Genomic DNA, 24075 nt, shown 5'->3' on the forward strand with positions numbered 1-24075 from the left:
GGAGGGACACAATGCCCAACATCGTCAAGGCGGAAGAATTTCATCTGGTAGACCCTATGGGAAGGCTGCGGTCTAAAATCTACATTTCCAATGAAGGAAAAGTTGTTGCCGACGTTTACGACTCCACTGGAACTCTAAACAACCGCGTGGACCTGCAGAAAAACCTGAAAGTAGGCCCCACCGCCCACCAAAATGTTGCCCCCCACAAGAAAGAGACACTCGGAGCATGGCATGCACGCATTGCCAATGAAGTAAAACTCGCTCAATCCAAACTGCACGTCGGATCTTACAAACTCTATATCGACTTCGTAGAAAACAATACCGTGGCCAGTGGCAAGTACCTCAACGAAGTAATTGAAATTTCCGGCGAAATAGTAGATGTTTCTACAAAAGGATTCGGCGACCTGCATGTTGGACTGAAAGGTATTTCCAACTTCACCGCCGAAGTAATCTGTCACTTTACCGAAGACCTGATCCCGGTCGTCAGCAACCTCAAACCGGGCGTAAAAGTTCGCATTAAGGGGAAATGCACTGAATACGTCAACAAACGGGTAAAAATCTGGGGCTGCCAGCTGCTGTAAAGCATCTCTGTCTAATACTTTCTGTCCGGGACGGCAAATATTCTTATGCCAGTATCAAAACCGCTGCGGAAAGCACTGCAACACACAGCCGATGAATGCATAGACTGCGGAAAATGCATGACATACTGCCGTTTCCTCGCAGAAAGCGGCTCCCCGCTCTCTATCGCTTTAACTGCACTTTCAGCTGATGAAACCGTAGATGCCCTTTCCCACAGGACCTACGATTGCTCAGCATGCGGACTGTGCTCAGCCGTATGCCCGGTTAATGCAGAACCTGATAATATTTTCACGGAACTGCGTTACCATGCCCAAGCCAATGGCATATTCAAACTGGACCAGTACGCTCCGTTGTTAAATTACGAGAGACTGGGCCAGCGCTTCCCATTCAAGGGTGAATCTCTCCCGGAAGGCTGCACCACCGTATTCTTCCCCGGATGCACTCTTCCGGCCATGTTTCCGGACGCAACCAGGATCGCTTTTAAAATCTTGAAACGAAATAACCCCAAAACGGGACTGGTGCTGAACTGCTGCTCAAAACCTTCAAAAATGCTGGGGTTGAAAAGCAAATACGAAGAAAGCCTCTCTGCGCTGGTACACACCCTTGAACGCAAAGGGATAAAAAAGATACTGACCGCCTGCCCCAACTGCCACGTTACGTTTAAACAATTCAACACCCGGCTTGAAATTGTTTCAATTTATGAAGAGCTAAAGAAATCCAGTTTCTTACCGGTCACCCCAAGCGTCAAAGAAGTAACAGTTCACGACCCCTGCGTTACCCGATCTGAAGACAGCATCCACAAGGCTGTGCGTGAACTTCTTAAAGCAATGGGGGTTCGGGTCCTAGAGATGAAACATAACAAAAGCAATACCCTCTGCTGCGGTGAAGGCGGAGGAACCAATATGCATAACAATGCTTATGCACGAAACTGGTCCCGCAAAAGAATTAATGAAGCTCAGCGGACCGGCGTTCCCATGGCCACGTATTGCGCCGGATGCGTAAACTTTCTGGGAAGCGACTATCCTACAGCCCACATATTGGACCTGCTGTTGGTTAAACGAAAATCAATCCCTAAACCCGTAGCCTTCCCTTTCAATTATTTAAATCGATTGATTTTTAGGTTTACCGCCCTCTAACATTTTTTTTACTCCGGGGCTTCTAATCCTGAACAGATACATGTAACACAATTGCCAATGAGTTCAGAAAATACAGCCATAACAGCCTCAGAGTTTCCGCTGGCCCTGTTCAGTCTCGGACTACCTCTGACTTATGCAGCTTTCTCGCTGAGCGGAGGCACTGCACCCGCAAATCTTGCTGAAATACTTGCCACCGGGATGGCCATCCTCGGCCTACTCCTGGAATCAATGCGCAGCGAGAAAAAAACAGCATGGCCACTTTGGCTTACAGCAGGAATCCCTGCTCTGTTCATCTGCTGGATATCATTCAACAGCTTAGCACATCTGACCCGCCCCCTGCTGAACCTTCTACCGCTATTGATGGAAAGTAGACTCCTGATATTTCTGCTGGTCACGGTTCTATGGCTGACTATATTCCCTCCCCCTACGCCCAATCAGATTTCCTTTTGGTCAGGGTGGCTCAGCCTGCTGATATGTATCGAATTCACATGGCGCTTCTTTGTCCTGCACCAACCAGAGACACCCGGTCTTTTCGGGATACAGAGCATCACCGGGCCGATCCTTTTGGCAGGATATTGCGCCACTCTGCATAATCATGAAAAAAACAGGCTTGCCCGGATGATTATTTTAGCAGGCATATTCTGCTCCCTAGGACGGGACGCCATGATCGGCGCAGTACTTACCCGCCTTTTATTCGGCCCTAAAGGCGGACTGAACAAATTCATGCTGGTCATCTGTATGCTTTTCTTTGCCTACCTATCCCTGCAGGTACAGGAAATGACTTTCATGAACCGTCAGGACCTGCCGTCTTACTGGCTCTGGTTCACCCTTCTTGATACACTCGGCAATAGTCTGAATCATATTTTATTAACCGGATTTCCCCTGACTTCCCCCCTGCCTCTGGATGTCCCCCCTTCTTTGTGGACAATCTGGCATGGACAGCAGCACGTTTGGACCGGATCTGGGATCTTCCTATTTCATGTGCAACCCTTCTGGCTGCATATGCTTGCGGCATGGGGGCTGGCCGGACCATGCTTTGTGGCTGTTGTGTTCGCTGCTCTCTACAGGCGCTACCCTTCAGATATGATGGGTGGTTTGATTACTGCCGTGACCGTCACCGGCTTTCTTTGCCCGCTCTTCTTTTCACCAGCCACCGCGCTGATCCTTTTCCCGGCATTTATCGCCGCCACTGCTCCTGAAGTCCAATCCTTCAGGTTTGAGTAGTATCAACAAATTCTTTAATCCTCTCTCCTGACCGGCTAATAAAGATTAAGCTACAATTTGTAGCTTTTCTGATTTCATTATGTATTACTTTTGTATTACATTTTAATTTCTTTTGAGCACAAATTAAAAGCTAGGATGTCTAGTTTTCAATTACTTATATAGGATTAATTTAATATCATCTTGTAATACAAATGTATTGACATTTGTGTCGTAGCCGGTAAGATCAGCTCAAACAAAGCAGGTTAAGCAGACACAATGAGCAGAAAAGTAAAATCCGTAAGAGTTCCAATAGAACTTGAAACTCTCAATCTTTCCAAACTGATCCGGGAGTTCGAGAACTACCTGCGAGATCTGGAATCTGCCACATTGTTGAAGCAGGACGGCAACCGCGAAGCAGCGGAAGCTCTGATCAAGACAAGGCAGTTGGACTTGGGAAAGAGAATTGCCAAAATGATATGGGAAGCCAGAGTCGAGTATGGTAAAATTAAGTAGATCTTAGTTTTGTAATACAAATGTAAACATATCGTAGTACAAAACGACATCGAAACATAACTCAAGATCAGGGTTGCCATCATGAAACCAAAAAAAATAAGCGAAAGCAGAACATTAATGACTTACCGCGTCTTACCGCAGGACACCAACCCTGCCGGTAACCTGCACGGGGGCGTACTGCTCAAGCAACTGGATCTGGTCGCCGCCACATGTGCCATGCGCCATGCACGCAAGCCTGTGGTGACTGCATCAATCGACCGCATGAATTTCCTGCGGCCTGCATATGTAGGCGAACTCATCAACCTGCACGCCAATGTAAACATGGTCGGCAGGACTTCCATGGAAATCGGAGTCCGGGTTGAAGCAGAGAATCTTTTGACAGGCGAGATCAGGCATACAAATTCAGCCTACCTCACCTTCGTGGCCATGGGTGAAAATGGAAAGCCTTCCCCGGTCCCGGCACTGATCCTTGAGACCGGTGTGGACCACAGAAGAAATAGGGAAGCACTTGAACGCAGGGCCGTTCGTAAAGAAGAAAGGATAAGGGAAACCGCGTCCGCTGCGCGAACACCTGCAAAATAGGAGCAGAGATTAAATCTCATCATACACAGCTCGAATAGTACGCATTACGTCCGAAGTCAGCCGAATGTGTACTGGATTGCACCTGCCAGCAGATTGCAAGCTACTCCGAGTCTGGTTTCTGGCCGGGAGCTCCACCCTCCCGGCTAAACATTTCGGCATCCTGCTCCTAGGGCGCCCGGTCGGGATAAACCCGATCCAGGCCGGGCGCCGCGCTTTTCAACACCATCAAGGCCGGAAAGCCCCGGTATGCGAACATTCGCATACCGGGGCTTTCCACATTTTAATAAAACTCAAATATACTTCAATGTAGAGATCAATCATCTACACAGTTTGCCCTTTGACTTTCAATTAAAACCTATCGACAAGCAGCAAGGGGTAATTTTCGGCCTATACCAATACCTTTATGAGTTAATGAAGCTTCGTATGCCCAACACTCAACACCGGCTTCGAGAGCTTTATAAAACAGTACTGCATACTCCGGATCGATAAAATTAGCCGGACCAAAACAATATCCGTCGTTACGCTGAACGAAAAAGAAAAGCGCTACCCGATCGCCCTTTGAAGCCAGATCCATGAGTTCCATAAGATGCTTTCTTCCGCGCTCGGTCTGAGCATCGGGAAAATAGGCCACATCATCTTCTACAAGGGTAACATTTTTGCACTCCACCCAAAGATCAGGAAGCTTACCTGAATCATCTGTAAATAGACCGTCCAAACGGCTGTTGCCGACTTTGGCTTCACGCTTAAGACTTGTGTAACCCTCGGCTTCGGGCAGCTGTCCTGCCTCAAATGCAAACTGCAATATCTTGTTGGGAATTGATGTATTAACTCCAACCATCTCACCCAGAGGCATGACCGCTTCCAGAGTCCACTTCAGCTTGCGTTTGGGATTCTGAGCCGGGGAAATATATATTTCCTGCCCTTCGCGCAGCAGGCCGAGCATTGAGCCAGTATTATTAGTATGCACGCCGACCACTTCACCATCCAACACTGCTTCCACTGTAAATCGCTTATATCTCCGTACAAATATCGCCCGGCGGCATCCCGGAGGATAAATAATTAACGGTTCTGACATTTTACATTCCTCCCAGTATGTGACTATAGCTACAGCGGAATGGGACGCCGCAAACGCACTTTGCAAACAAAGGCAATAATCAAAGCAGCTTGACTATTACCCGATAAGGTCATCCCTCTCCACAACTATGTGCTCTTTAGTCTTATATGCTTGCAAAAACCTTTGATTGACAATGATTTTCAGACTATCTGATAGCCCAACTAAAGGCTAAAACTCCTTGACGAATCACTAGGTATCTGGAATATCGTCCTGTTAGTCACAGTGTGACAGAATTCACATTTTTGGCTTTTATCCAAAAGCCTCCCCTAATTTCCGGACCCTGCATAAAATATTTGCAGCGGCCTGAAATTTATTATTGTTTATCAACTACAGGTAATCAAAATGAGTCTTGTACAAAAATTGTCGGAAAGAAAAGAAGACCTGACAGAGAAATGGTACGACCTGATTCTTTCTTCCTATCCCAAAGAAACACAGGAAGTTTGGAAATCTAATAAAGACCAGTTCACCAACCCTGTCGGAGTTACCATCAAGAAGGTTGCTGGCGAGCTTTTTGACCTGATCCTTGAATGGAAAAGTGCCGACGATCTTGCAAAGTCGCTCGACGAACTGATTAAAATCAGAACAGTTCAGGACTTTGCACCATCCAAAGCTTTAAGCTTTGTCTTCATTTTTAAGAAACTCCTGAGAGACGAGTTCATGGAGGAACTGAAAAGCGAAGGCAAACTTGATGAGTTGCTCGCGTTTGAGGCCCGGATCGACAATCTGGGACTTATCGCGTTCGACATCTATACCAAGAATAGGGATTTGATTGCGCAAATGAGGATTGATGAGGTCAAAAGATCGCATCATATGCTCCTTCGGCGGGTCAACAAAATCGAGGACGCTTCGGCCAGAGGGGCCGGACAGGTGTAGTGGCCGGCTTCCCCAGGAAGCCAAACGTTATAAGCGAGGTGAAGGTAGATGAACGCTTTGTACTCACTCGTTTTAGTTTTTGCCCTCGTGCTCATCGCACTCTTCGGAGTGGGTTCCGCGCACATGGCAGGACTGTTCGGCACATTGTTACCGTATGTAGCAGTTGCCGTATTTCTGGTAGGCTTTGCCCGCCGGATGATCAACTGGGCAAAAAGCCCGGTTCCTTTCCGTATCCCGACCACGGGCGGACAGCAGAAGTCTCTGGATTTTATCCAGCATGACCGCTTTGATAACCCCGTGACCCCGGGTCAAACTTTTATCCGTATGATCCTTGAGATCTGTTGCTTTCGTTCCCTCTTCAGGAACACTAAAGTAGAACTCAGGGATGGAAGAGTAACTTACGCCTCATCTAAATACTTGTGGCTGTTTTCCCTGCTCTTCCACTACTCATTCCTGCTCATCGTGATCAGGCACATGAGACTCTTCTTCGAACCGGTCCCCGAATGCATCGCTTTCGTGGAAATGATCGACGGTATCATGCAGCTCGGTGTACCCAGACTGTACATGTCAGACCTCCTGATTCTCGCTGGCCTCGGCTTCCTGCTTGGCCGCAGACTCAAGGATCCCAAACTGCGTTACATCTCTCTGGTTACCGATTACTTCCCGCTGCTTCTCATCATCGGCATCGCCCTTTCCGGCATCTACATGCGCTACTTCGCGCACGTAGACATTATGGCCATCAAGAAGCTGACCATGGGTCTTGTAACCTTCAGCCCCGTCATTCCCGCAGGAATCAGTGTGGTGTTCTACATCCACCTCTTCCTCGTATGTGTGCTGCTGGTCTACTTCCCCTACAGCAAGCTGATGCACGCGGGCGGCGTATTCCTGTCTCCCACAAGGAACATGCCTAACGATACCCGTATCAACCATCACGAAAACCCCTGGAACGATCCCAACATCAAGCCCCACAGCTATGAGGCTTATGAGGATGAGTTCCGTGAAGCAATGATTGAAGCGGGTCTCCCGGTGGAAAAAAAGGCATAGAGAGTCTTATAAGACCTATGCCGGACAGACCTTAAATATCTTTTGATGAGGAGTTGACATGGCTGACCTCCCAAAAGCTGATGAGCTTTTTAAAAGCATTAATTACACACCGCCGTCCACAGGCTGGATGGATACCCCGGTAGATACTTCTCCGGGTAACTGGTGTTATCCCGCGAAAGCGGAAAAACTCGAGTACTTGGGCTTCCCCAACCCCCGCGAGTGGAATCCAGCGGATGTTGACTGGAAGCTTCCCGAAAACTGGCAGGACATCGTCCACGAAGGTTTCAAGGAAAGACTCGATAAATACCGTTCACTGAAAGTATTCATGGACATCTGTGTTCGCTGTGGTGCTTGTGCAGACAAATGCCACTTTTTCATCGGTTCCGGTGATCCCAAGAACATGCCTGTCCTGCGTGCGGAACTTATGCGTTCCATCTACCGCAAGGACTTCACCATGGCCGGTAAAATCCTGTCCACCCTCACCGGGTCCAGGGTTATGACCGAAGATGTACTCAAAGAATGGTTCATTTACTTCTACCAGTGCACAGAGTGCCGCCGTTGTTCCCTGTACTGCCCCTACGGCATCGATACAGCGGAAATCACCATGATGGCACGTGAACTGCTGCACTTGTGTGGTGTGAACATCAACTGGATTCTCGAACCGGTTTCCAACTGTAACCGTACCGGTAACCACCTCGGTATCCAGCCCCACGCTTTCAAAGATATCGTCGACTTCATGGTTGACGACATCGAAGAAATCACCGGCAAGCGCCTGAACGTACCCATCAACGAAAAGGGTCATGAAGTTATCTTCATCACTCCTTCCGGTGACGTTTTTGCTGATCCCGGCATTTACACCTTCATGGGTTACCTGATGCTGTTTGATCACATAGGCCTTGACTACACCCTCTCCACATACGCATCTGAAGGCGGTAACTTTGGTCTCTTCACATCTGCAGATATGATGAAGAAACTGAACGCCAAGATGTACGCCGAAGCAGACCGCCTCGGTGCTAAATGGATTCTGGGCGGTGAGTGTGGACACATGTGGCGTGTTATCAACCAGTACATGGACACCATGAACGGCCCGGCGAACAATCTTGAAGTTCCCGTCAGCCCCATCACCGGTACCGTGTTTGAAAACGCACGTCAGACCAAAATGGTTCACATCACTGAGTTTACTGCTGACCTGATGAAGCACAATAAGCTGAAGCTTGATCCCAGCAGAAACGATCATATCCGCACCACATTCCATGATTCCTGTAACCCTGCCCGTGCCATGGGCCTCATGGACGAGCCTCGTTACGTCATCAAGAACGTTGTTAAAAACTTCTTTGAGATGCCCGAACAGACCATCCGCGAGCAGACTTTCTGCTGCGCTGGCGGTTCCGGCCTCAACACTGACGAAATCATGGAAATCCGTATGCGTGGCGGTCTTCCCCGCGGTAACGCACTAAAATCAGTTCAGGAACAGTACGATGTTAACATGCTTTCCTGCATCTGCGCGATTGACCGTGCGACCCTTATCCCTCTGGCTAACTACTGGGCTCCCGGCGTTGACGTCTGCGGTGTTCACGAGCTGGTTGGTAACGCCCTCATTCTTGACGGCGAAAAAGAAAGGGAAACCGACCTTCGCTTCAATCCTCTGCCCGGGAAGGAGGGTTAAATAATGCACTACGGTGGAAAAATTATAACCGGACTGGTTATCTTCCTTGGTCTGGTGTCCATGCCCTTCTGGTTCAACATCGGCGGTAGCTATGAAGAACCTAAGGTAGAACTGCCCAAGAACGCTAAAATCTGTGTTGCTCCCACCCAGAACATGCGTGAGAACCACATGAAGCTTCTTGACGAGTGGAGAGATATGGCTCTTCGCGAAGGCAAAAGGACCTACATCAGTGCCAAAGGCGATAAATACACCATCAGCCTTCAGAACACCTGTATGCAGTGCCACACCAGCAAGGAACAGTTCTGCGACAAGTGTCACGTTGATGCTAGTGTTACTCCCTACTGCTGGGATTGCCACGTACCTCCCAAGGAGGCTAAATAATGAAACAGAGTAGAAGAAACTTCCTTAAGTTCGCTGGACTTTCCGCTGCCGGACTCTGCATCGCACCCACCGCTGCCCTGGCATCCGGTGGCCCTGCTGGCGGAGCACACGCAGCTGTCAACTCCAACTCCCTGCACGCTAAGCGCTGGGCGATGGTAATCGACACCCGCAAACTTAATACTGAAGAAGCAATTGAAACTCTGGCTGAAGCATGCCACCACTTCCACAACGTTCCCACAATCAACTCTGATGAGGAAATCAAGTGGTTATGGTCCGGCACTTACGGTGAAGTATTCCCTGAACAGGTGAATAACTTTCCTTCTGAAGCTCAAGAAACACACAGATTCCCCTTACTCTGCAACCATTGCGAGTCTCCTTCATGTGTACGCGTTTGCCCCACCAAGGCGACCTTCAAGCGCCCTGACGGCATCGTTGCCATGGACTATCACCGCTGCATCGGCTGCCGTTATTGTATGACTGGCTGCCCTTACGGCGCACGTAGTTTTAACTTCAGTGATCCCAGACTCCATCTGGATATGGACAAGATCAACATGAAGTTCCCCACTCGCATGCGTGGCGTAGTTGAGAAATGCAACTTCTGTGTTGAGCGTCTCGCTGTAGGAGACATGCCTGCATGTGTGGAAAAATCCGCTGGCGCGATCATCTTCGGCGATCTGCAGGACCCCAACTCCAATGTGAGAAAGGCCCTGCGTGAGAACTTCACCATCCGTAGAAAACCGACCGCAGGCACCGAGCCCGGCGTTTACTACATCATCTAGGGGGGAAGCCTGATATGCTCGAAAAAGCTTTTAGAGGCGGACCTAAATACTGGGCCTGGATTGGTTTCCTGCTGCTCATTATTGGTGCCGGTTTCTGCACATACCTGACCCAGCTTCAGGAAGGGATGACCATCACCGGTCTTAACCGTGATGTTTCCTGGGGTTTTTATATTGCACAGTTCACCTACCTTGTCGGTCTTGCCGCATCCGGTGTTATGATCGTACTGCCTTACTACTTCCATCATTACAAGAAGTTCAAAGGTATGGTAATCATGGGTGAATTCATGGCTATCGCTGCTGTTGTCATGTGTCTCGGTTTTATTATCGTTGATATCGGACAGCCCCAGCGTATGCTGAACATCATCTTCCATCCGACTCCGAACTCGATCCTTTTCTGGGATATGATCGTTCTGAACGGATACCTGATCCTGAACGTTGTTATCGGTTGGACCTGCCTTGAGTGTGACCGCCAGCGCGTATCCCATCCTAAATGGGTTAAGCCTCTGGTATACACCTCTATTGTTTGGGCATTCTCCATTCACACCGTTACCGCGTTCCTGTATGCCGGTCTGCCCGGCCGCCACTACTGGCTCACCGCCATTCTGGCTGCCCGCTTTCTGGCATCTGCATTCTGTTCCGGTCCTGCTATCCTGCTGCTCGTTGTTTTCATCGTGCGCAAGATTACCAAATACGATCCGGGCAAAAGTGCTATCGGGACACTCACAACAATTATCACTTACGCAATGTGCGTGAACGTCTTCTTCTTCCTGCTTGAAGTATTCACCGCATTCTACTCCAATATGCCCGGTCACATGCACTCACTGGTCTACCTGTTCGCAGGTGAACACGGCCACACTGAGCTTGTACCCTGGATGTGGACTGCAGCAACCTTCGCTATTCTTAGCCTTGCGCTGCTTATTCCGCCCAAACTGCGTTACAACCAGAAGCTGCTGCCCTGGTCCCTCGCTATCCTTGTTATCGCGACATGGATCGATAAGGGTCTTGGCCTGCTGATTGGTGGTTTCACTCCGAACCCCTTCAATGAAGTCACTGTTTACTGGCCTACCGGTAAAGAGCTTATGATTTCCTTCATGGTTTACGCACTCGGCGCTCTGACTCTGACTTTCCTTTACAAGATTGCCACAGATGTTAAGCGCGACCTCGGACAGCTGACTACTGAAGACTAGTCAACTCCGATTTTGAGACTGAAAGCCCCCTGCTTCTTTTGAAGCAGGGGGCTTCTTTTTTTGCTCAGGCGGGCTACCGCGTGTCGCCTTCAGCAAGACCAAGTTTACTTTTTGTAAAAAGTTTGTCTTGATTCTTCAAAAACTTTTATTTGTTTTGCTGCCTACTTTCCTTATAATTATGCACATCTCTTTTTGGATTCTTGGAAAGATAGAGACGGATACTGTGGGTTTTATCAGCATATGGGGTTGCCTTTCCTCTGGTCCCTGAAGGACCGCCAAAGGCATCATAAACATGAAAAGCCGCGCATCTATAACAAGATGCGCGGCTTTCTCGCGTAAGAAAGGATCTTACGCGGGGAGAGCTACATATGAGCGACTATACGTAATCTCCCCGGTTAAATTTGATTTGTTCGGTCACGGCCACAGTTTCAAGTTCAGAAACAATAGAACCGAGTTCGGGATTTTCGCTTTGCACTCCGGGCCAATCCTTCTTGAGGGATTCAACTCCACCTTGAATGCCTTCAAGTGTCGAATAGGCCTGCTTCAGCCCGCCTTTATCTGCGGAACCAAGCTGCTGTGCATAATTTTCAAGCTTACCGAAAAGGTCTTCCACCTTGCCTACAAACTCATTTTCATTGACCTGCGCGGTCTGCTGAACCTGAGCTGCCTGCTGAACCTGTAACAGGGGATTCATGGCCTGAAGACCCGGCACTGGCGGTGCGTTGGTTGCTGCACTCTGCTGCGCTGCACCCTGCTGTACTTCCTGATTAAGGAATTCGCCGAACGCTGCCCCGTCAACCTGCTTTGCCTTATTCTGCTGCTGTTGTTGCAGCTTTAAAGCTTCAATCTGTTCAGGACTTATCTTCATATTTTACTCCTCAGCCTTTGGTTTCACTCGTACTAATGCAAGGAGCTTGCCAAAGTCTAGACTTTTGCATAAAAGGCTGATTTAACATACTTAATTAATTTTAAACACTGGGCAAATACTGCCACATCTTCGAAGTGCACATAGCTGGTGCGACTATTTTTCCGCTTCTAGGATAAAGTATAAGAAAAAGCTTGTCCATGATGCGCTTATTCAGGTAATATTTAATTAATATTTTTTATAAGCACTTTTTTTCCTTGCACAAACTATGAAATCGGAGGTTTGGATATGCGTGAAATCAAGAAGATACTCTGTGCAGTGGATTTTTCTGATCACAGCCCGGTCGTAGCTGATTATGCAACAACGTTAGCAAAGACTCTTGGAGCAGAAATTATCTGCCTTTATGTAGCACCTTCGCTGGACCAGTACGTTGGTTTTCATGTGCCGCCCAGCTCTATAGAAAACTTCGTTGGTGAGATTGTCACTGGTGCTGACTCTACCATGGAAACTTTCATTGCTGAAAACTTCACCGATGTAACTGCCAACGGCAAGGTTGTTACTGGATATGCAGCTGAAGAAATTCTGGCCATCGCTGAAAGCGAAAACGCCGACATGATCGTCATGGGAACCCATGGTCGGGCCGGCATCGACCGCATTCTCTTTGGTTCGGTTGCAGAAAAGGTCGTCAAGTCCGCTAAGAGTCCTGTACTTACTGTCAGACCCTCCTAGGAATAACCTCATAGCTGTTCTCCCGGACTTTTCACCCCAGTCCTGGGAACTTTTATCTCAAACACCCCAAAAAGCCCTCTGTCAGCCATAGACAGGGGGCTTGCTCATTTCTCTGGCCCAGCTGAAGATATCTGCGCCGGCTTATTACCATTAACAGTTCACGCTCAACACATCTTAAAAAGTCACATGATCAAAGAAAAGCCCCCCCTTCGCAAGCGAAGGGGGGGCCGAAGTTTCAAGAGAAACGAATTCCTCTATTCACTATTCTTATTTTTTGAAGCGGTTGCGGATTACTGCGACCATGGGTGCAGCCATCAGCATCAGCCATTCCAGACCGAAACCAGCAGCGGGGTTGAATACACAACCGGAGGAGCTGGAGGAGCTGGTGGCGGGGCTTGCAGCACCGGAGGTGGTTGCAACGATCGGGTCAGTGATCTGGCCAGCGGTCTTGTTAAGGTCGCCATTGCCGTCATCTTTGATGTTGAACCATACGTAGTAGTCTTTACCTACGGTGAGGTCACCGGCGAGTGCTTTGTAGGTACCATCAGTCTCAGGAGTGGTAGAGGTGATGTAGTACTTACCAGCATCAGTGGTGATTTCAGCAGACTGGTTGAAGTAGAAGTGCTTCAGAGCAGTACCTGCGCCGCCGATCAGTTTGATCAGGCCGATGTCGCTGGTCTTGGATGCGTTAGCAGCAGCCTGGAAGGAGAAACCTACGGTTGCAGTCTTACCAGCATCGATGGTTGCGGTGAAGGACATCTGGTCACCCAGAAGCTTAAGGGTAGAGTTGTCTACGCCGTAAGTGGAGTTCAGGGTGTTAGGTGTGGTAGCAGCTACGGAACGGCTGGTGTAGGTGAAGTTATCCTTCTGACCGGGCAGCATTACGAGACCGGAGTTGCCGAGTTCACGCAGCAGGATTTTACCGGAGTTACCAACTGCAACGAGACCGCCGTTCTTGATAGAACCGGTGAGGTCATTCAGGGTTGCGGAAGCAGCCTGCTCGTTGAAGAAGTTCTTACCGTCGTACTTGTAAGTTTTACCTTCAGCAGAAGCCATGAAGAGGAAGTTGTCGTAACCCCACATCATGTCGAGGTCTGCGGTCAGACCGGTGGTAACCTGAGTCAGTTTACCAGCAGCGTAAGTAGCGAGGTAACCGGAATCACCGGATACGTATACTTTTTCACCAAGCTTGAAGATTGCTCTCAGGGTCTTGGTGTTAGTGGTGTCGCTGGTTACTGCGGTCAGGGTAGTACCGTCGAAGGTCCAAGCCTTACCGGAAGTACCTACTACGAGGTAGGAATCGGTAGCGATCTGAGCCATTGCGGTAGCAGTACCGGAGATGGTTGCTTTGGAAGTGGTCAGGTCTGCGAAGTCCACGATGGAACCTGCGAGCAGAGCGTAACCTTTATCTTCAGCAGTGATCACGGTGTCAACGATACCAGCAAGAGCGGTGGTGGTGTTGGGGAACTGAGCCCAAGTAGAACCATCAAACTTGTACATCTTGTTCGCGCTGTCGTAAACGTACAGAGCGGAACCGATACCGTCGATTCTGTTGATGTTGTTACCTGCGAGGGTTTCAACGATGGAGGTAACTTCAGTCCAGGTTTTACCGTCGGTGGACTTGTAAAGCATGGAGTTGTCACCAGCAGCGTAGAAGCCTGCGGTAGCGTTGTAGATGCTGTTGAAGTTAGTGGAGCTTTCGAGGTCGAATGCTTTTTCTTTCCAGTCAGCACCAGTGGTGTAAGTCAGCTGGTCTTCAGTGTAGGCAAGAACTGCACCACCGGTGGAGTAGTTAGCACCAGCGGAGTAAGTTTTGTCTGCAGTATCAGTCTTAGGTGCACCCTGGAGGATGAACTGAGTGTCAACGAGTTTGTATACGTTGTCAGCAGATACGTCTACGATGAACAGGTTGCTGCCTTCGCCGAAGAAGAAGTCAGTACCAGCTACCCAAGTAAAGGGGATAGTAGCAGTTGCGGTAGGCAGGTTGTCTTCAGTGATAGCAGAAGAGGAGTCAGTCAGGGTGTAGAGTTTAGCACCTGCTGCACCACCGTCACCGAGGATAGCGTAAACGTTGCTGGAAGCAACACCGGGGATGTATGCATCAACAAGATTGTCGATTTTGCCAGCTGCTGCGCCGTCAACATCAAGAACGCTTGTGTCGCAAACGAAAGTTACGCCGCCAGCAGTACCGGTTACGTAAGCAGTGTCAACAAAAGCAGTTCTGTCTTTGTTGAAGATTTTGTTGTTAGTCAGGTCGACTGCCCATGCTTTAGAAGCGGAGAAGCCGATGTCTTCAGCTGCGGTGTTAACATTGTACTGGAAAGTGTAAACTTTACCGGTGTTAGCAACGTTAGTAACAGAAGCTGCAAGGGTGTCACCGGAAACATCGTATTTAAGAGCAATAGCGGTGTTTGCGGAGATAGTCTTCAGGTAAGTTTTGTCGCCGTTAGCGGTGTCTTTACCAGCGTAAAGAGCTTTACCGTTGTCAGCACCGGAACCACCACCAGCAAGCTGGGTGATAGCCTTGTTGGTACCGTCAGCTTTGATGATTGCAGCGTCACCAAGGTTAGCAGCGTTAGCATCACAAATGAAGATCATGCCGTCGCCAGCGTCAACAGCAGCGCCGTTACCAGCAGCCATTGCAGCAGGACCGGAGTTAGTAGCAGTACCACCAGCAGTCAGGTCAGTAGTTCTCTGAACAGAAGCAGCGGTAGCCTGGTTGGTGATGTACCAGATTGTGTCGGTGGTGCCTACACTGTTAACGATAACGTCAGCAGCAGTACCTGCGGTTACAGTCTGAGTAGCTTCTTTCCATTCGATAGCTTTACCCCAAACCATAACACCTTTGTCGCCAGCAGCGAAACCACGGTATTTCGGGTTAGCAGCAGCTTCGGTGATTACGGTGTTAAGGGAGGAGCTGGAAGCTGCGGAAGCGAGAGACCAAACGGGAACGCCGTTTACGTCTGCGCCACCAACGGTGTAAACTGCACCAGTAGAAGTGGTGAAGAAGCCGTGAATTGCAGCAGTCCAAGAGAGGGATTTGATGTCTGCGGTAAGACCGGAAACAGCAACAACACCTCTGTTAGCAACAACAGGAGAAACAGTTGCAGCAGTCAGAGCAGTGGTGTAAGCGAGCTTGCCGCCAGCACCGAAGATGTATCTGTTAGCACCAGCAGCAGTGATACCAGCGATCTCAACACTACCGAATTTTACGGGAGTAGTTGCGGTGGAATCAACAGCGAGGTCAGCAAGACCAGTGATATTGTAAGCTGCAGTCAGTGCAGTGTTTACGAAAGCGAGCTTGGAAGCACCGCCGAAAACAACGTAACCGCCGGTTTCAGAAACGATACCTTTAGCAGAGGAAGCAACGTCCAGAGCAGTACCGGTAGCGGTCATGTCGGTGGTCAGGCTGTAAGCAGTCCAAGTAACTGCGGAAGCAGCTGCAGCGTTCAGGTTGGTGGTAGCGTAGAGCTTGCCATCAGAACCCAGAGCGATTGCGTTGGAAGCGGAGGTTGCAACGATGTCCAGCAGGTTGATGCCGGTTTCGGTGAAAGCAACTTTTTCCCAGGTGTTACCAGTGGTACCGTCGCGGAGAACAACGCCAGCATCACCAACAGCTACGAAAGAGCCGCCAGCAACTGCAACACCGTTGATACCGGTAGTTACGGGTACGGAAGCTTCAGCCCAGGTCTGAGCCTGAGTGGTGGTTCCGTCAACGGTTGCGTAGTAGATTTTACCGCTTTCGCCAACAACAGCAGCTTTACCGCCAGCGGTAACTGCCATTTCGTTCATGGTAACTTTGGAAGCACCCAGAGTCTGGGTAGTCCAACCAGCGTCACCGGCAAATGCGGTGCCGGCCAGAGCCATGGTACCTGCGATAGCAGCTACTGTAATGGCCTGTTTCATTTTTTTACTCATCTTCATGAATAAATCTCCTAATTTTTATTTTAATAAATTCCTTAAGACGCAGAATAACCCGTACGTCTCAAGGATTACCCTAATTACTATCACAGACTTTTACTTTCACGCCCCGTCCGTGTCAACCTCTTTTGAGAAAAAAACTTAACATTTATAAGCTTCTGTTGTTTCAAAAGTAACTTGATTACGAGAGACAAAACCGATCATACAAGCCTTTGCGGCTGTTCAAAACACTCCAATGCGTTATTTTTATTAGCTATAAAATTAACACCCAGAATTACGGCTCTTTACAAAACTTTATAAATTCTCACCATCGGGTAGCCATCATAAACCAACTCGAAATTGTCCTTTATTATCTTATTACTAGGATCAGCTATCAATAACTGCAACATCATGGAGCGGTAAATACGGTCATCGACCATGAATGCCTGCTCGTTTTTGGCATTGAAAAGCATATGACGGTCTTTAATTCCGGGGAAAACTTTATGCCGCGCCCCTACCCTGCGCAGGATATCGTAGGAGCTCAAAGGAATAGGTCCGTGACCTTTAATAGCGAAGCGTCCGATCTTGAGGTCCATATCGAATGATTCATTGATCCGTGCCATCTCGGGATGAATGCCTCGACCGTCAGCCAGATCAAAATCACCGTAATACACAATCCAGTGCGCAAGGCGAATATTATCCCAGCAGACAGTAATATATTGGTCCGGGATCTCCGGGAATATAATTCCGGGACGAGCCATGGAGCGGAGCAGCTTAGCCACCTCTGCACCCGGCATGTCTTTCCAGACATTGGCCGGATTGTTGCCGTGCGCTGCGCTATATTTGATAAACTGCGAAGCCTGTACAGGAGAAGGAGTCGATAGGGCCAGAGCCAGAGGATAAAGAACAGGCCCGGCGTGGTTACCGCCGTTGGCAAAGCTGTTCACCCCGGCGTAATACATGGAAGCATAGCCCCAATCCCACCAAGTCCAGATGGTGCTGTCCTTCTCCATTTTCTTTCCTGTCTCAATCAATGCCTTGGCGTGCGGAGCACCCATGATCGGCGTGGGAGCCATTGTTGCCAGATGCGGCAGCAGGTTCACCACAAGCAGGACGATGAGGACAATGGCCTGCACACCTTTAATCAAACCTTTATACTCTCTCAGGCGTGGAAAAATTTTGGACAGCACTGCCAGACACAGAAAAAGGCCAAGCCCGGTCACAATACCGCCGAACATGGTGAAACGCGCTCCCAGATACATGGCAGCCAATGTGGAAGCGGCAAAAGGCAGCAGCAGAAGCAACAGCGGATAAAATGCTATGGAAATAAAATATCCAGCGAACCCGGCAAGCCCCAGAGTCGCGTTACCGCTCATATTGAAGAAAAGTTCGTTCAGCGCGATATTCTGCGCTTCAATAATAGACTGGGCAATGCCCGGATATTGCGGACCGGGACCGGCTGAAGTAACTGCAGCAACGGGCTTAAGATAGTTGCTGATCTTGGCGAACACACCGGAGAATACGGAGATAGCAGCACCGCTGAAGACCATCGGCAGAGCCAGCAGCGCAAGATAAACCAGTGAATTATCGTAGAGCTTGTGGCTTTGCAGCATATCTTTATGAATAGCGGCAACAAGCAGCACAGAGACAGCCAGACCGGGCAGCCCCCAGAAAGCGGCACAGGAATAGATAAGCAAACCGCGCAGCAATGCGGCTCGGGAATCCCTGCGGGCACAGACCAGAGCCAGACCGATGGCGATGAAAAAAACGATCATTCCGAAGGTGGACACATCCCCGTGCCATTTATCACCGTAAGCAGTAAATGCCCCGCCAAGCAGTGCACATATATAATGTATGGTGCGCGGCCTATACGGTTCTTCGGATTCATCATAAGCCAGCCAGTTTCTACGCAGACCGGGCAATAGGTATGCGCCCAGCAAAAAAGAAATAAAGAGGGGGAAAACCAAAGTGATCAGGTCAGTATCATAGTAGCTGAGCCGGGTACGGAAATAGAATGCCGGGATGGAAGTAGCGTAGACCGCTCCGGTAAGCCCGGCCCAAGGTCCGCCGAGCAGCACTCCCCAGCCGAAAGCGGCAAGGGCGCACAATCCGGCAAAAACGGCAGGCAGCCAAAAAGCGATGTTTGCATAAGACGCTCCGGTAACGGAATTCAGAAACCGCAGCAGCCCGGACATGGGATTGGCCGCAGCACCGCCGACCCCTTTTGCCCCGGAAAGCCAGTAATAGGCATCATGAGTGCCCATGATGTACTCGCCGTCAACGGAATAGGCAGGATTGCTCCAGCTGCTGTATTCCATAGCCCGCAGCCCGAAAGCCATGGCAAAAGAACAAACCGCCAGCAGCAGGACCAGTTTATTGTCTGCGATCCATGATGAAATATTATTATCCTGAGAGCTCATGTTTTCTCCTGTATTTGCCTTCGCCGCTTTGCTTGGCAAAATGTCATTAGCGTAGAATGGATTTATTATGCTGTTTGTATAAAAAATACAACTTGTGAGTTTTGGGCTTATGCAGCTTGCTGCACGGTTTCCTGCACGGCAGTTTTGACAAAGCGGGCATTAGCGACTAGTAAAACCTACTTCTACTCAGAATTATTTCATTCTACATAAGGATATCATCATGCCCGCCATAAAAGTCCGCACCGATATGATGGATTCCAAGCCCTATGCTCCGGGCCTGACCATCGAGGAAATCAAAGAAAAATTCGACCTTGATACCGTCATTAAACTCGCCAGCAACGAAAACCCGCTGGGAGCTTCACCCATGGCGCAAAAGGCCATCAACCGCCACGCCTCTTCTGTTTTCCGCTATCCGCATAACGGCAACCCGCGCCTCAACAAGGCCATTGCCAAACGCACCGGCGTATCCGAAGAACAGATTATCAGCGGTAACGGATCGGACGAAATTCTGGACCTGCTGGTGCGCATCAAAGCCAATCCCGGACAAGATGAAGTGCTGACCTATGAATCCTGTTTCAGCATGTACCGCCTGATGTCCCGGCTCTGTGCTGTAAATTTCCGTCAGGTTCCCCGTGCGGAAGGACACAGACAGCCCCTGAAAGCCCTTGCCGAAGCGGTATCCGAAAAAACAGCCATCGTTTTCATGACCTCCCCGGACAACCCGACCGGACTGGCTGTAACTGTTGATGAAGTTCGTGAACTTGCTTCCGCAATTCCGGAACAGACCCTGCTGGTTATTGACGAAGCGTACATCGAATTCGCCCGCCCTGCTGAAGAATACGACATGCGCGGTTTGCTGAATGAATTTCCCAACATGGTGCTGACCCGTACCTTTTCCAAGGCATACGGTCTAGCCGGACTGCGTATCGGATACGGCATCATGAGTCCGCAACTTGCCGGATACATCAACAGCGCGCGTGCTCCCTTCACCGTGAACCTGCTCGCCGAGGAAGCGGCAATTGCAGTACTCAAGGATGAAGCATTTTTCAATACCACCATGGATGTGGTCCTGCGCGGACGCGAGCTTTACACCGAAGAAATCAGGGCAATGGGCTGTGAAGTGCTTGAATCCCAAGCCAACTTCATAATGTTCAAGCCTACCCGTGATGCTATGGAAGTATTCGAGGACCTGCTCAAACGCGGAATCATTGTCCGTCCGCTCAAAAGCTTCGGCCTCGGTGAATATATCCGGGTCAACATGGGAACAGACAGCGAGAACAAAACTTTCCTGAAAACCCTCAAGGAGATCCTTTAATGGGCGCGCCTTTTATCATTACCCTCGACGGCCCTGCCGGGGTCGGCAAATCCACCCTTGCCAAGCGTCTGGCTGACCGCTTCAAGATCGCCTATCTCGACACCGGAGCCATGTTCCGGGGCACAGCGTGGAAGCTGGGCGAAGGTTCATGGGACTGGGAAGCGGACAGGCTCGCTGAAGCATTACAGGGACTCGAATTCACCCTTTCCGGCAGTGGCTCCGATTCCTGCCTAAGCCTGAACGGGACTCCCCTGACCGATGAAATCCGTACCGAGACCGTAGGCATGTGGGCCTCCAACATGGCTAAAATTCCCGCAGTGCGCGAATACCAGAAGATCGCACAGCGTTCCATCGGCGATACAACATCGCTCATCGCCGAAGGCCGCGACATGGGTACGGTCATATTTCCGCAGGCTCCCTGCAAATTCTTCCTTGATGCCGATCTTGAAGAACGCGCACGCCGCCGTTTCATGCAGTTGCAGGAAATGGGCAAGCCTGCCGAAATGGACGAACTAATCGAACAGATCCGGGCGCGAGACGATCAGGACCGCAACCGCAAGGTCGCACCGCTCAAACCCGCCGAGGATTCCATCATAGTCGATACCACAAAACTCGATATCAACGGAGTCTTCGACAAGCTGGTGTTCGAAACCGAAAAAAAAGTTAATTAAAAACGAAAACAGAATTACGTTTATTTCAAGCCGCTTGGACAAAATCCGGGCGGCTTTTGCATTTATAGCGACCCAATTGTCGCTTGACTTTACACTGCCAATAATTACGAATCCCTCCGGGGGCCGCCTTCAGCGGGACCAAAGGGCCGAAGGCCCTCTGGACTCCCCAGCGAGTCTTCGACTCTGGAGACCATGCATTGTGCACTATCAATAAAAATTAATCCCCGTCACCAATGGTTCCGGGATTGTCTTTTTAAAATTACGCAATATTTTTAATTCCAAACGGCGAAGCCATACTAAAAGGTTTTGGGATTCTTAAACCCTTTTACAAAAGGGTTTAAGCCCCCCGGCAGGGTCGCCGAAGGCAAAATCTTTTTATCAAAAAGCGCGATAGCGCATCAAAATAGCCCCGCAGGGACCGTCGGTAGACTTCCCGAAGGGCCGCCGGAGGCATACACTATGAACATATCTTCTATTCTGAAAAAAATATTTCCTGAACCGCTTGGTCCGGTTTCAAATGAACTTACAGACGAACTGGCCGCATCCTTTTTTCCTGCGGACTCCACCCGGCTGGCACACATGCGTCAGGCCTGTAACACTGCCAAGCGTCTTGTCTGCCAGATGGATTATGACGCTGATACTTCAACAAAGATTGTCACTGCCGCCCTTTTCCATGATGTGGGTTATTCCGAGAAGCTGAAAAAAACCGGATTCCATCCACTTGACGGTGCGGCCTACCTCGCCCATTGCGGCGCACCTGAAGACTTGATTTCCGCTGTGCTCTGGCATTCCAGTACCCCGGTGGAAATCGAAAGCCTGCCTGAGATTAAAGAAATTTATGATAATTTCCCCGGCCCGCGCTATGACTGCCCGATTCATAAAGCTGTTGCTTACTGCGATTTCAGGACTTCGCCCCTTGGCGAGTCCTATTCATTCGGACAACGCATTGTAGAGCTGGAAGGAAGATTCGGCATGGATTCCGTGCCCCCTTCCATCGCTCGCAAAACACTACCGTACTCCCGCACCAACCAGCAGGATTACGCCGCGAATATCACCCGTGGTCAGAATAAGACTCTACCCTGGATATTCTGCGACATCGACAACACTCTGATTGAACCCGGTGAGCGCATCGACCGCCGCACCCTCAATGCCATCAACCGCTACACCACCGCCGGTGGACACTTCTCGCTGGTCACAGGCAAGCACATGATCAGCGTACCGCAACTGATCAGCAGTGTAGGTCAATACACTCCTCATGCGGGGGTAAACGGTTCGGTTATCATCCGTAACGGTGAGTTGGAAGTCTTCGGCAAAACTGTGGGACCGTTCAAAGCCATTGAAGACGCGCTGCTGGAATGGGGCGTAAATTACGCCACCTATGTAAGCGATGGCATCTGGACCCGTGCCGAGCTGACAGACAAAGAGATTAATGATTTCGTACGTGTGGGCGAAACACTGCCCCGGAACGGACCGACCCCTGAAGAAAAGGGGGCGATCAAAATCCTGACCTTCTCCCACAGGGAGCAGACTGAACAATGCGAATTTGTGCGCGAACTGGCCGAAAAGCACGGCATGAGCTGCGTACGCACCGCTGAAGATTTTCTTGAGATCGGTCCCGCAGGACACGGCAAGCATTCCGCTGTAATGCAGATCATGAAAGAAGCCGGATGGTCCGACCTGAACTCCATCGCCATCGGAGACAGCGAAAACGACCTGACCATGTTCGGCCATGTGGGAATAAGCGCAGTGGTTGCCAACGGTGCGCCCGAAGCACTGCCCGCAGCGGATCTGCACATCCCTTCCTGCGGAGAATACGGGGTCGCCCGTTTACTGGATTCGCTTGTTGATTCAGCACAACAGGACGGCTGCTGGTCAATCCCAAGCAACTGGCTGGCGGAATATTAAAATAAAAAAAGGGTGGAAGATATATCTTCCACCCTTTTTACTTTGCTAAACTTCTTCGTCTTCAATTAAATCTCCGGATGATGCAGCATTGCGGGCCAAATCGTCACAGCGTTCATTTTCCGGGTCCCCGGAATGGCCTTTGACCCAGCGGAAAGTCACATCATGCTTTTCCAGCAGCGGGATGAACTGTAACCAGAGATCTTTGTTCTTAACCGGCTTCTTGGCTGCTGTCTTCCAGCCGTTCCGCTGCCAGTTATCGATCCACTTTTTGGTGAAGGCATTCTTGACGTACTGGGAGTCAGTGTAAAGGGTAACCTCGCAGGGTTCTTTGAGTTCTGTCAGGGCTGCGATTACCGCACGCATTTCCATGCGGTTGTTGGTGGTTCTTTTATAACCCTGTGAAAGTTCCTTGCGGTGTTCGTTGAACAGAAGCACAGCCCCGTAGCCGCCTTTGCCGGGGTTCCCGAGGCAGGAACCGTCAGTATAAATAGTAAGTTTCTTCTTAGACATTAAATTCTTTATTCCTTATGCGCAGATGATTCCGGATCGGGCAAACTGTCTTTTCCTTCTATGCTTATTTCAGGCACAGGTTGATCGGCTTCCACATTAACCAGCCTCTCCCAGATCATGGATAAACAGGTCATGAGTGATGTGGGCCATTCATCATCGGAAAAATGGTTTGCGAAATGCTTGTTTTCAAGTTCCGAAATAAAATTATTACCCAAGGCATGGCGCACCAGACCGGGAAAAGACATGCCCACGTCCTGTGTAGGAGGAGAAAGGATGATCAGCATATCCTTGGGATCAACTTCCTGCTCCATGATTGGATCAAGGATGATCTGGACCCGGACATTCACACCGAATTCGTTGCGCATGCTCCTGATAAACCCCTGAACGTAATCCCGCTCGGAACGGTCGAGAACCTTAGTCTGGTCCCAAAGGGCATTACGGGCCTGAATTTTTTGCAGTGTAGACTGATTATTTATCCAGAAAGCATAAACTACCAGACCGAGAACCACTACCATCCCGATCATTCTTAAAAATCTTTCCGTACCGGTCTTACCTTGTGGTTTAATAAACAACGCCATGGATCATACCTTGTGCTTGATGATATAAATTCAGATTCGAAGGAGTACTCTCAAGTACGGATGGTAGCAAGTATTTGCTTTCATGTAAAAATAGTAGATGTGCGCTACCCAAGCAAATCTGCCAT

Annotated in this window: 21 protein-coding genes; 15 read left to right on the plus strand and 6 right to left on the minus strand. The window is 49.7% G+C overall.

Translation table 11 applies throughout. From position 1 onward, the window contains the following. The first annotated feature begins 11 nt into the window (after nucleotides 1–11). The 5 genes from ACNI29_RS06320 to ACNI29_RS06340 all read left to right on the plus strand — a co-directional run bounded on the left by ACNI29_RS06320 (nucleotide 12) and on the right by ACNI29_RS06340 (nucleotide 4013). Complete coding sequence (locus ACNI29_RS06320; protein ID WP_419781353.1) at nucleotides 12–581, plus strand: OB-fold protein; 570 nt, start codon at nucleotides 12–14, stop codon at nucleotides 579–581. A 45-nt stretch (nucleotides 582–626) separates the two neighbouring features. Beyond that, nucleotides 627–1715, plus strand: coding sequence for a (Fe-S)-binding protein (locus ACNI29_RS06325; RefSeq protein ID WP_419781354.1), 1089 nt, complete (start codon nucleotides 627–629; stop codon nucleotides 1713–1715). A gap of 57 nt (nucleotides 1716–1772) precedes the next feature. Beyond that, entirely contained in the window at nucleotides 1773–2939 is a 1167-nt protein-coding gene (locus ACNI29_RS06330; RefSeq protein ID WP_419781355.1) for a hypothetical protein, read from the plus strand. 255 nt (nucleotides 2940–3194) lie between these two features. After that, nucleotides 3195–3431 carry a hypothetical protein gene (locus ACNI29_RS06335; protein ID WP_419781356.1) on the plus strand — a complete coding sequence of 79 codons (237 nt, stop codon included), beginning with the start codon at nucleotides 3195–3197 and terminating at the stop codon, nucleotides 3429–3431. An 81-nt stretch (nucleotides 3432–3512) separates the two neighbouring features. After that, nucleotides 3513–4013, plus strand: coding sequence for an acyl-CoA thioesterase (locus ACNI29_RS06340; protein ID WP_419781357.1), 501 nt, complete (start codon nucleotides 3513–3515; stop codon nucleotides 4011–4013). 355 nt (nucleotides 4014–4368) lie between these two features. Here ACNI29_RS06340 and sfsA read toward each other — a convergent pair whose 3' ends face one another. Continuing rightward, on the minus strand, nucleotides 4369–5088 hold the full coding sequence (sfsA, locus tag ACNI29_RS06345) for a DNA/RNA nuclease SfsA (RefSeq protein ID WP_419781358.1): 720 nt from the start codon (nucleotides 5086–5088) through the stop codon (nucleotides 4369–4371). A gap of 381 nt (nucleotides 5089–5469) precedes the next feature. Here sfsA and ACNI29_RS06350 point away from each other — a divergent pair, with 381 nt between their 5' ends. The 6 genes from ACNI29_RS06350 to dsrP are packed head-to-tail and all read left to right on the plus strand — an operon-like array spanning nucleotide 5470 to nucleotide 11057. After that, nucleotides 5470–6000: an RsbRD N-terminal domain-containing protein gene (locus tag ACNI29_RS06350; protein ID WP_419781359.1), complete on the plus strand. Its 531-nt coding sequence runs from the start codon at nucleotides 5470–5472 to the stop codon at nucleotides 5998–6000. A gap of 48 nt (nucleotides 6001–6048) precedes the next feature. Beyond that, on the plus strand, nucleotides 6049–7044 hold the full coding sequence (gene dsrM / locus ACNI29_RS06355) for a sulfate reduction electron transfer complex DsrMKJOP subunit DsrM (protein WP_419781360.1): 996 nt from the start codon (nucleotides 6049–6051) through the stop codon (nucleotides 7042–7044). Between the two features lie 58 nt (nucleotides 7045–7102). Next, nucleotides 7103–8710, plus strand: a complete 1608-nt coding sequence (dsrK, locus tag ACNI29_RS06360) for a sulfate reduction electron transfer complex DsrMKJOP subunit DsrK (RefSeq protein ID WP_419781361.1) — start codon at nucleotides 7103–7105, stop codon at nucleotides 8708–8710. A gap of 3 nt (nucleotides 8711–8713) precedes the next feature. Further along, nucleotides 8714–9091 (plus strand): sulfate reduction electron transfer complex DsrMKJOP subunit DsrJ, encoded by a 378-nt coding sequence (gene dsrJ, locus ACNI29_RS06365; protein ID WP_012765780.1) that lies wholly within the window; start codon nucleotides 8714–8716, stop codon nucleotides 9089–9091. Further along, nucleotides 9091–9870: a sulfate reduction electron transfer complex DsrMKJOP subunit DsrO gene (gene dsrO / locus ACNI29_RS06370; protein WP_419781362.1), complete on the plus strand. Its 780-nt coding sequence runs from the start codon at nucleotides 9091–9093 to the stop codon at nucleotides 9868–9870. Before dsrJ ends, dsrO begins: the two co-directional genes overlap by 1 nt. A 14-nt stretch (nucleotides 9871–9884) precedes the next feature. Then, nucleotides 9885–11057: a sulfate reduction electron transfer complex DsrMKJOP subunit DsrP gene (gene dsrP / locus ACNI29_RS06375; RefSeq protein ID WP_419781363.1), complete on the plus strand. Its 1173-nt coding sequence runs from the start codon at nucleotides 9885–9887 to the stop codon at nucleotides 11055–11057. Between the two features lie 376 nt (nucleotides 11058–11433). Here dsrP and ACNI29_RS06380 read toward each other — a convergent pair whose 3' ends face one another. After that, a complete protein-coding gene (locus tag ACNI29_RS06380; RefSeq protein ID WP_419781364.1) occupies nucleotides 11434–11925 on the minus strand; it encodes a hypothetical protein in 492 nt (163 codons plus the stop codon). Nucleotides 11926–12210: 285 nt separating this feature from the next. Here ACNI29_RS06380 and ACNI29_RS06385 point away from each other — a divergent pair, with 285 nt between their 5' ends. Continuing rightward, a complete protein-coding gene (locus ACNI29_RS06385) occupies nucleotides 12211–12651 on the plus strand; it encodes a universal stress protein (RefSeq protein ID WP_419781365.1) in 441 nt (146 codons plus the stop codon). Between the two features lie 267 nt (nucleotides 12652–12918). Here the strand turns inward: ACNI29_RS06385 and ACNI29_RS06390 are convergent, their stop codons facing one another. After that, the gene (locus tag ACNI29_RS06390; RefSeq protein ID WP_419781366.1) at nucleotides 12919–16575 is read right to left on the minus strand and encodes a beta strand repeat-containing protein; all 3657 of its coding nucleotides are present in this window, start codon (nucleotides 16573–16575) and stop codon (nucleotides 12919–12921) included. Nucleotides 16576–16856: 281 nt separating this feature from the next. Further along, complete coding sequence (locus tag ACNI29_RS06395; protein WP_419781367.1) at nucleotides 16857–18971, minus strand: STT3 domain-containing protein; 2115 nt, start codon at nucleotides 18969–18971, stop codon at nucleotides 16857–16859. 220 nt (nucleotides 18972–19191) lie between these two features. On the opposite strand from ACNI29_RS06395, the gene hisC reads away from it, so the two are divergent. The 3 genes from hisC (at nucleotide 19192) to ACNI29_RS06410 (ending at nucleotide 22862) form a co-directional block, all read left to right on the plus strand. Beyond that, complete coding sequence (hisC, locus tag ACNI29_RS06400) at nucleotides 19192–20286, plus strand: histidinol-phosphate transaminase (protein WP_419781368.1); 1095 nt, start codon at nucleotides 19192–19194, stop codon at nucleotides 20284–20286. After that, nucleotides 20286–20957, plus strand: a complete 672-nt coding sequence (gene cmk, locus ACNI29_RS06405) for a (d)CMP kinase (protein WP_419781369.1) — start codon at nucleotides 20286–20288, stop codon at nucleotides 20955–20957. The genes hisC and cmk overlap by 1 nt, the downstream gene beginning before the upstream one ends. Nucleotides 20958–21416: 459 nt before the next feature. Further along, entirely contained in the window at nucleotides 21417–22862 is a 1446-nt protein-coding gene (locus ACNI29_RS06410) for an HAD-IIB family hydrolase (RefSeq protein ID WP_419781370.1), read from the plus strand. Between the two features lie 45 nt (nucleotides 22863–22907). Here the strand turns inward: ACNI29_RS06410 and rnhA are convergent, their stop codons facing one another. Together rnhA and ACNI29_RS06420 are read right to left on the minus strand one after the other, a co-directional pair. Next, nucleotides 22908–23372 (minus strand): ribonuclease HI, encoded by a 465-nt coding sequence (gene rnhA / locus ACNI29_RS06415; RefSeq protein WP_419781371.1) that lies wholly within the window; start codon nucleotides 23370–23372, stop codon nucleotides 22908–22910. A gap of 8 nt (nucleotides 23373–23380) precedes the next feature. Next, entirely contained in the window at nucleotides 23381–23950 is a 570-nt protein-coding gene (locus ACNI29_RS06420) for a TPM domain-containing protein (RefSeq protein WP_419781372.1), read from the minus strand. Nucleotides 23951–24075 lie beyond the last annotated feature (125 nt).

The sequence above is a fragment of the Maridesulfovibrio spiralis (SeqCode) genome, assembly GCF_048571135.1.
GTDB classification, from domain to species: Bacteria; Desulfobacterota; Desulfovibrionia; order Desulfovibrionales; family Desulfovibrionaceae; genus Maridesulfovibrio; species Maridesulfovibrio spiralis.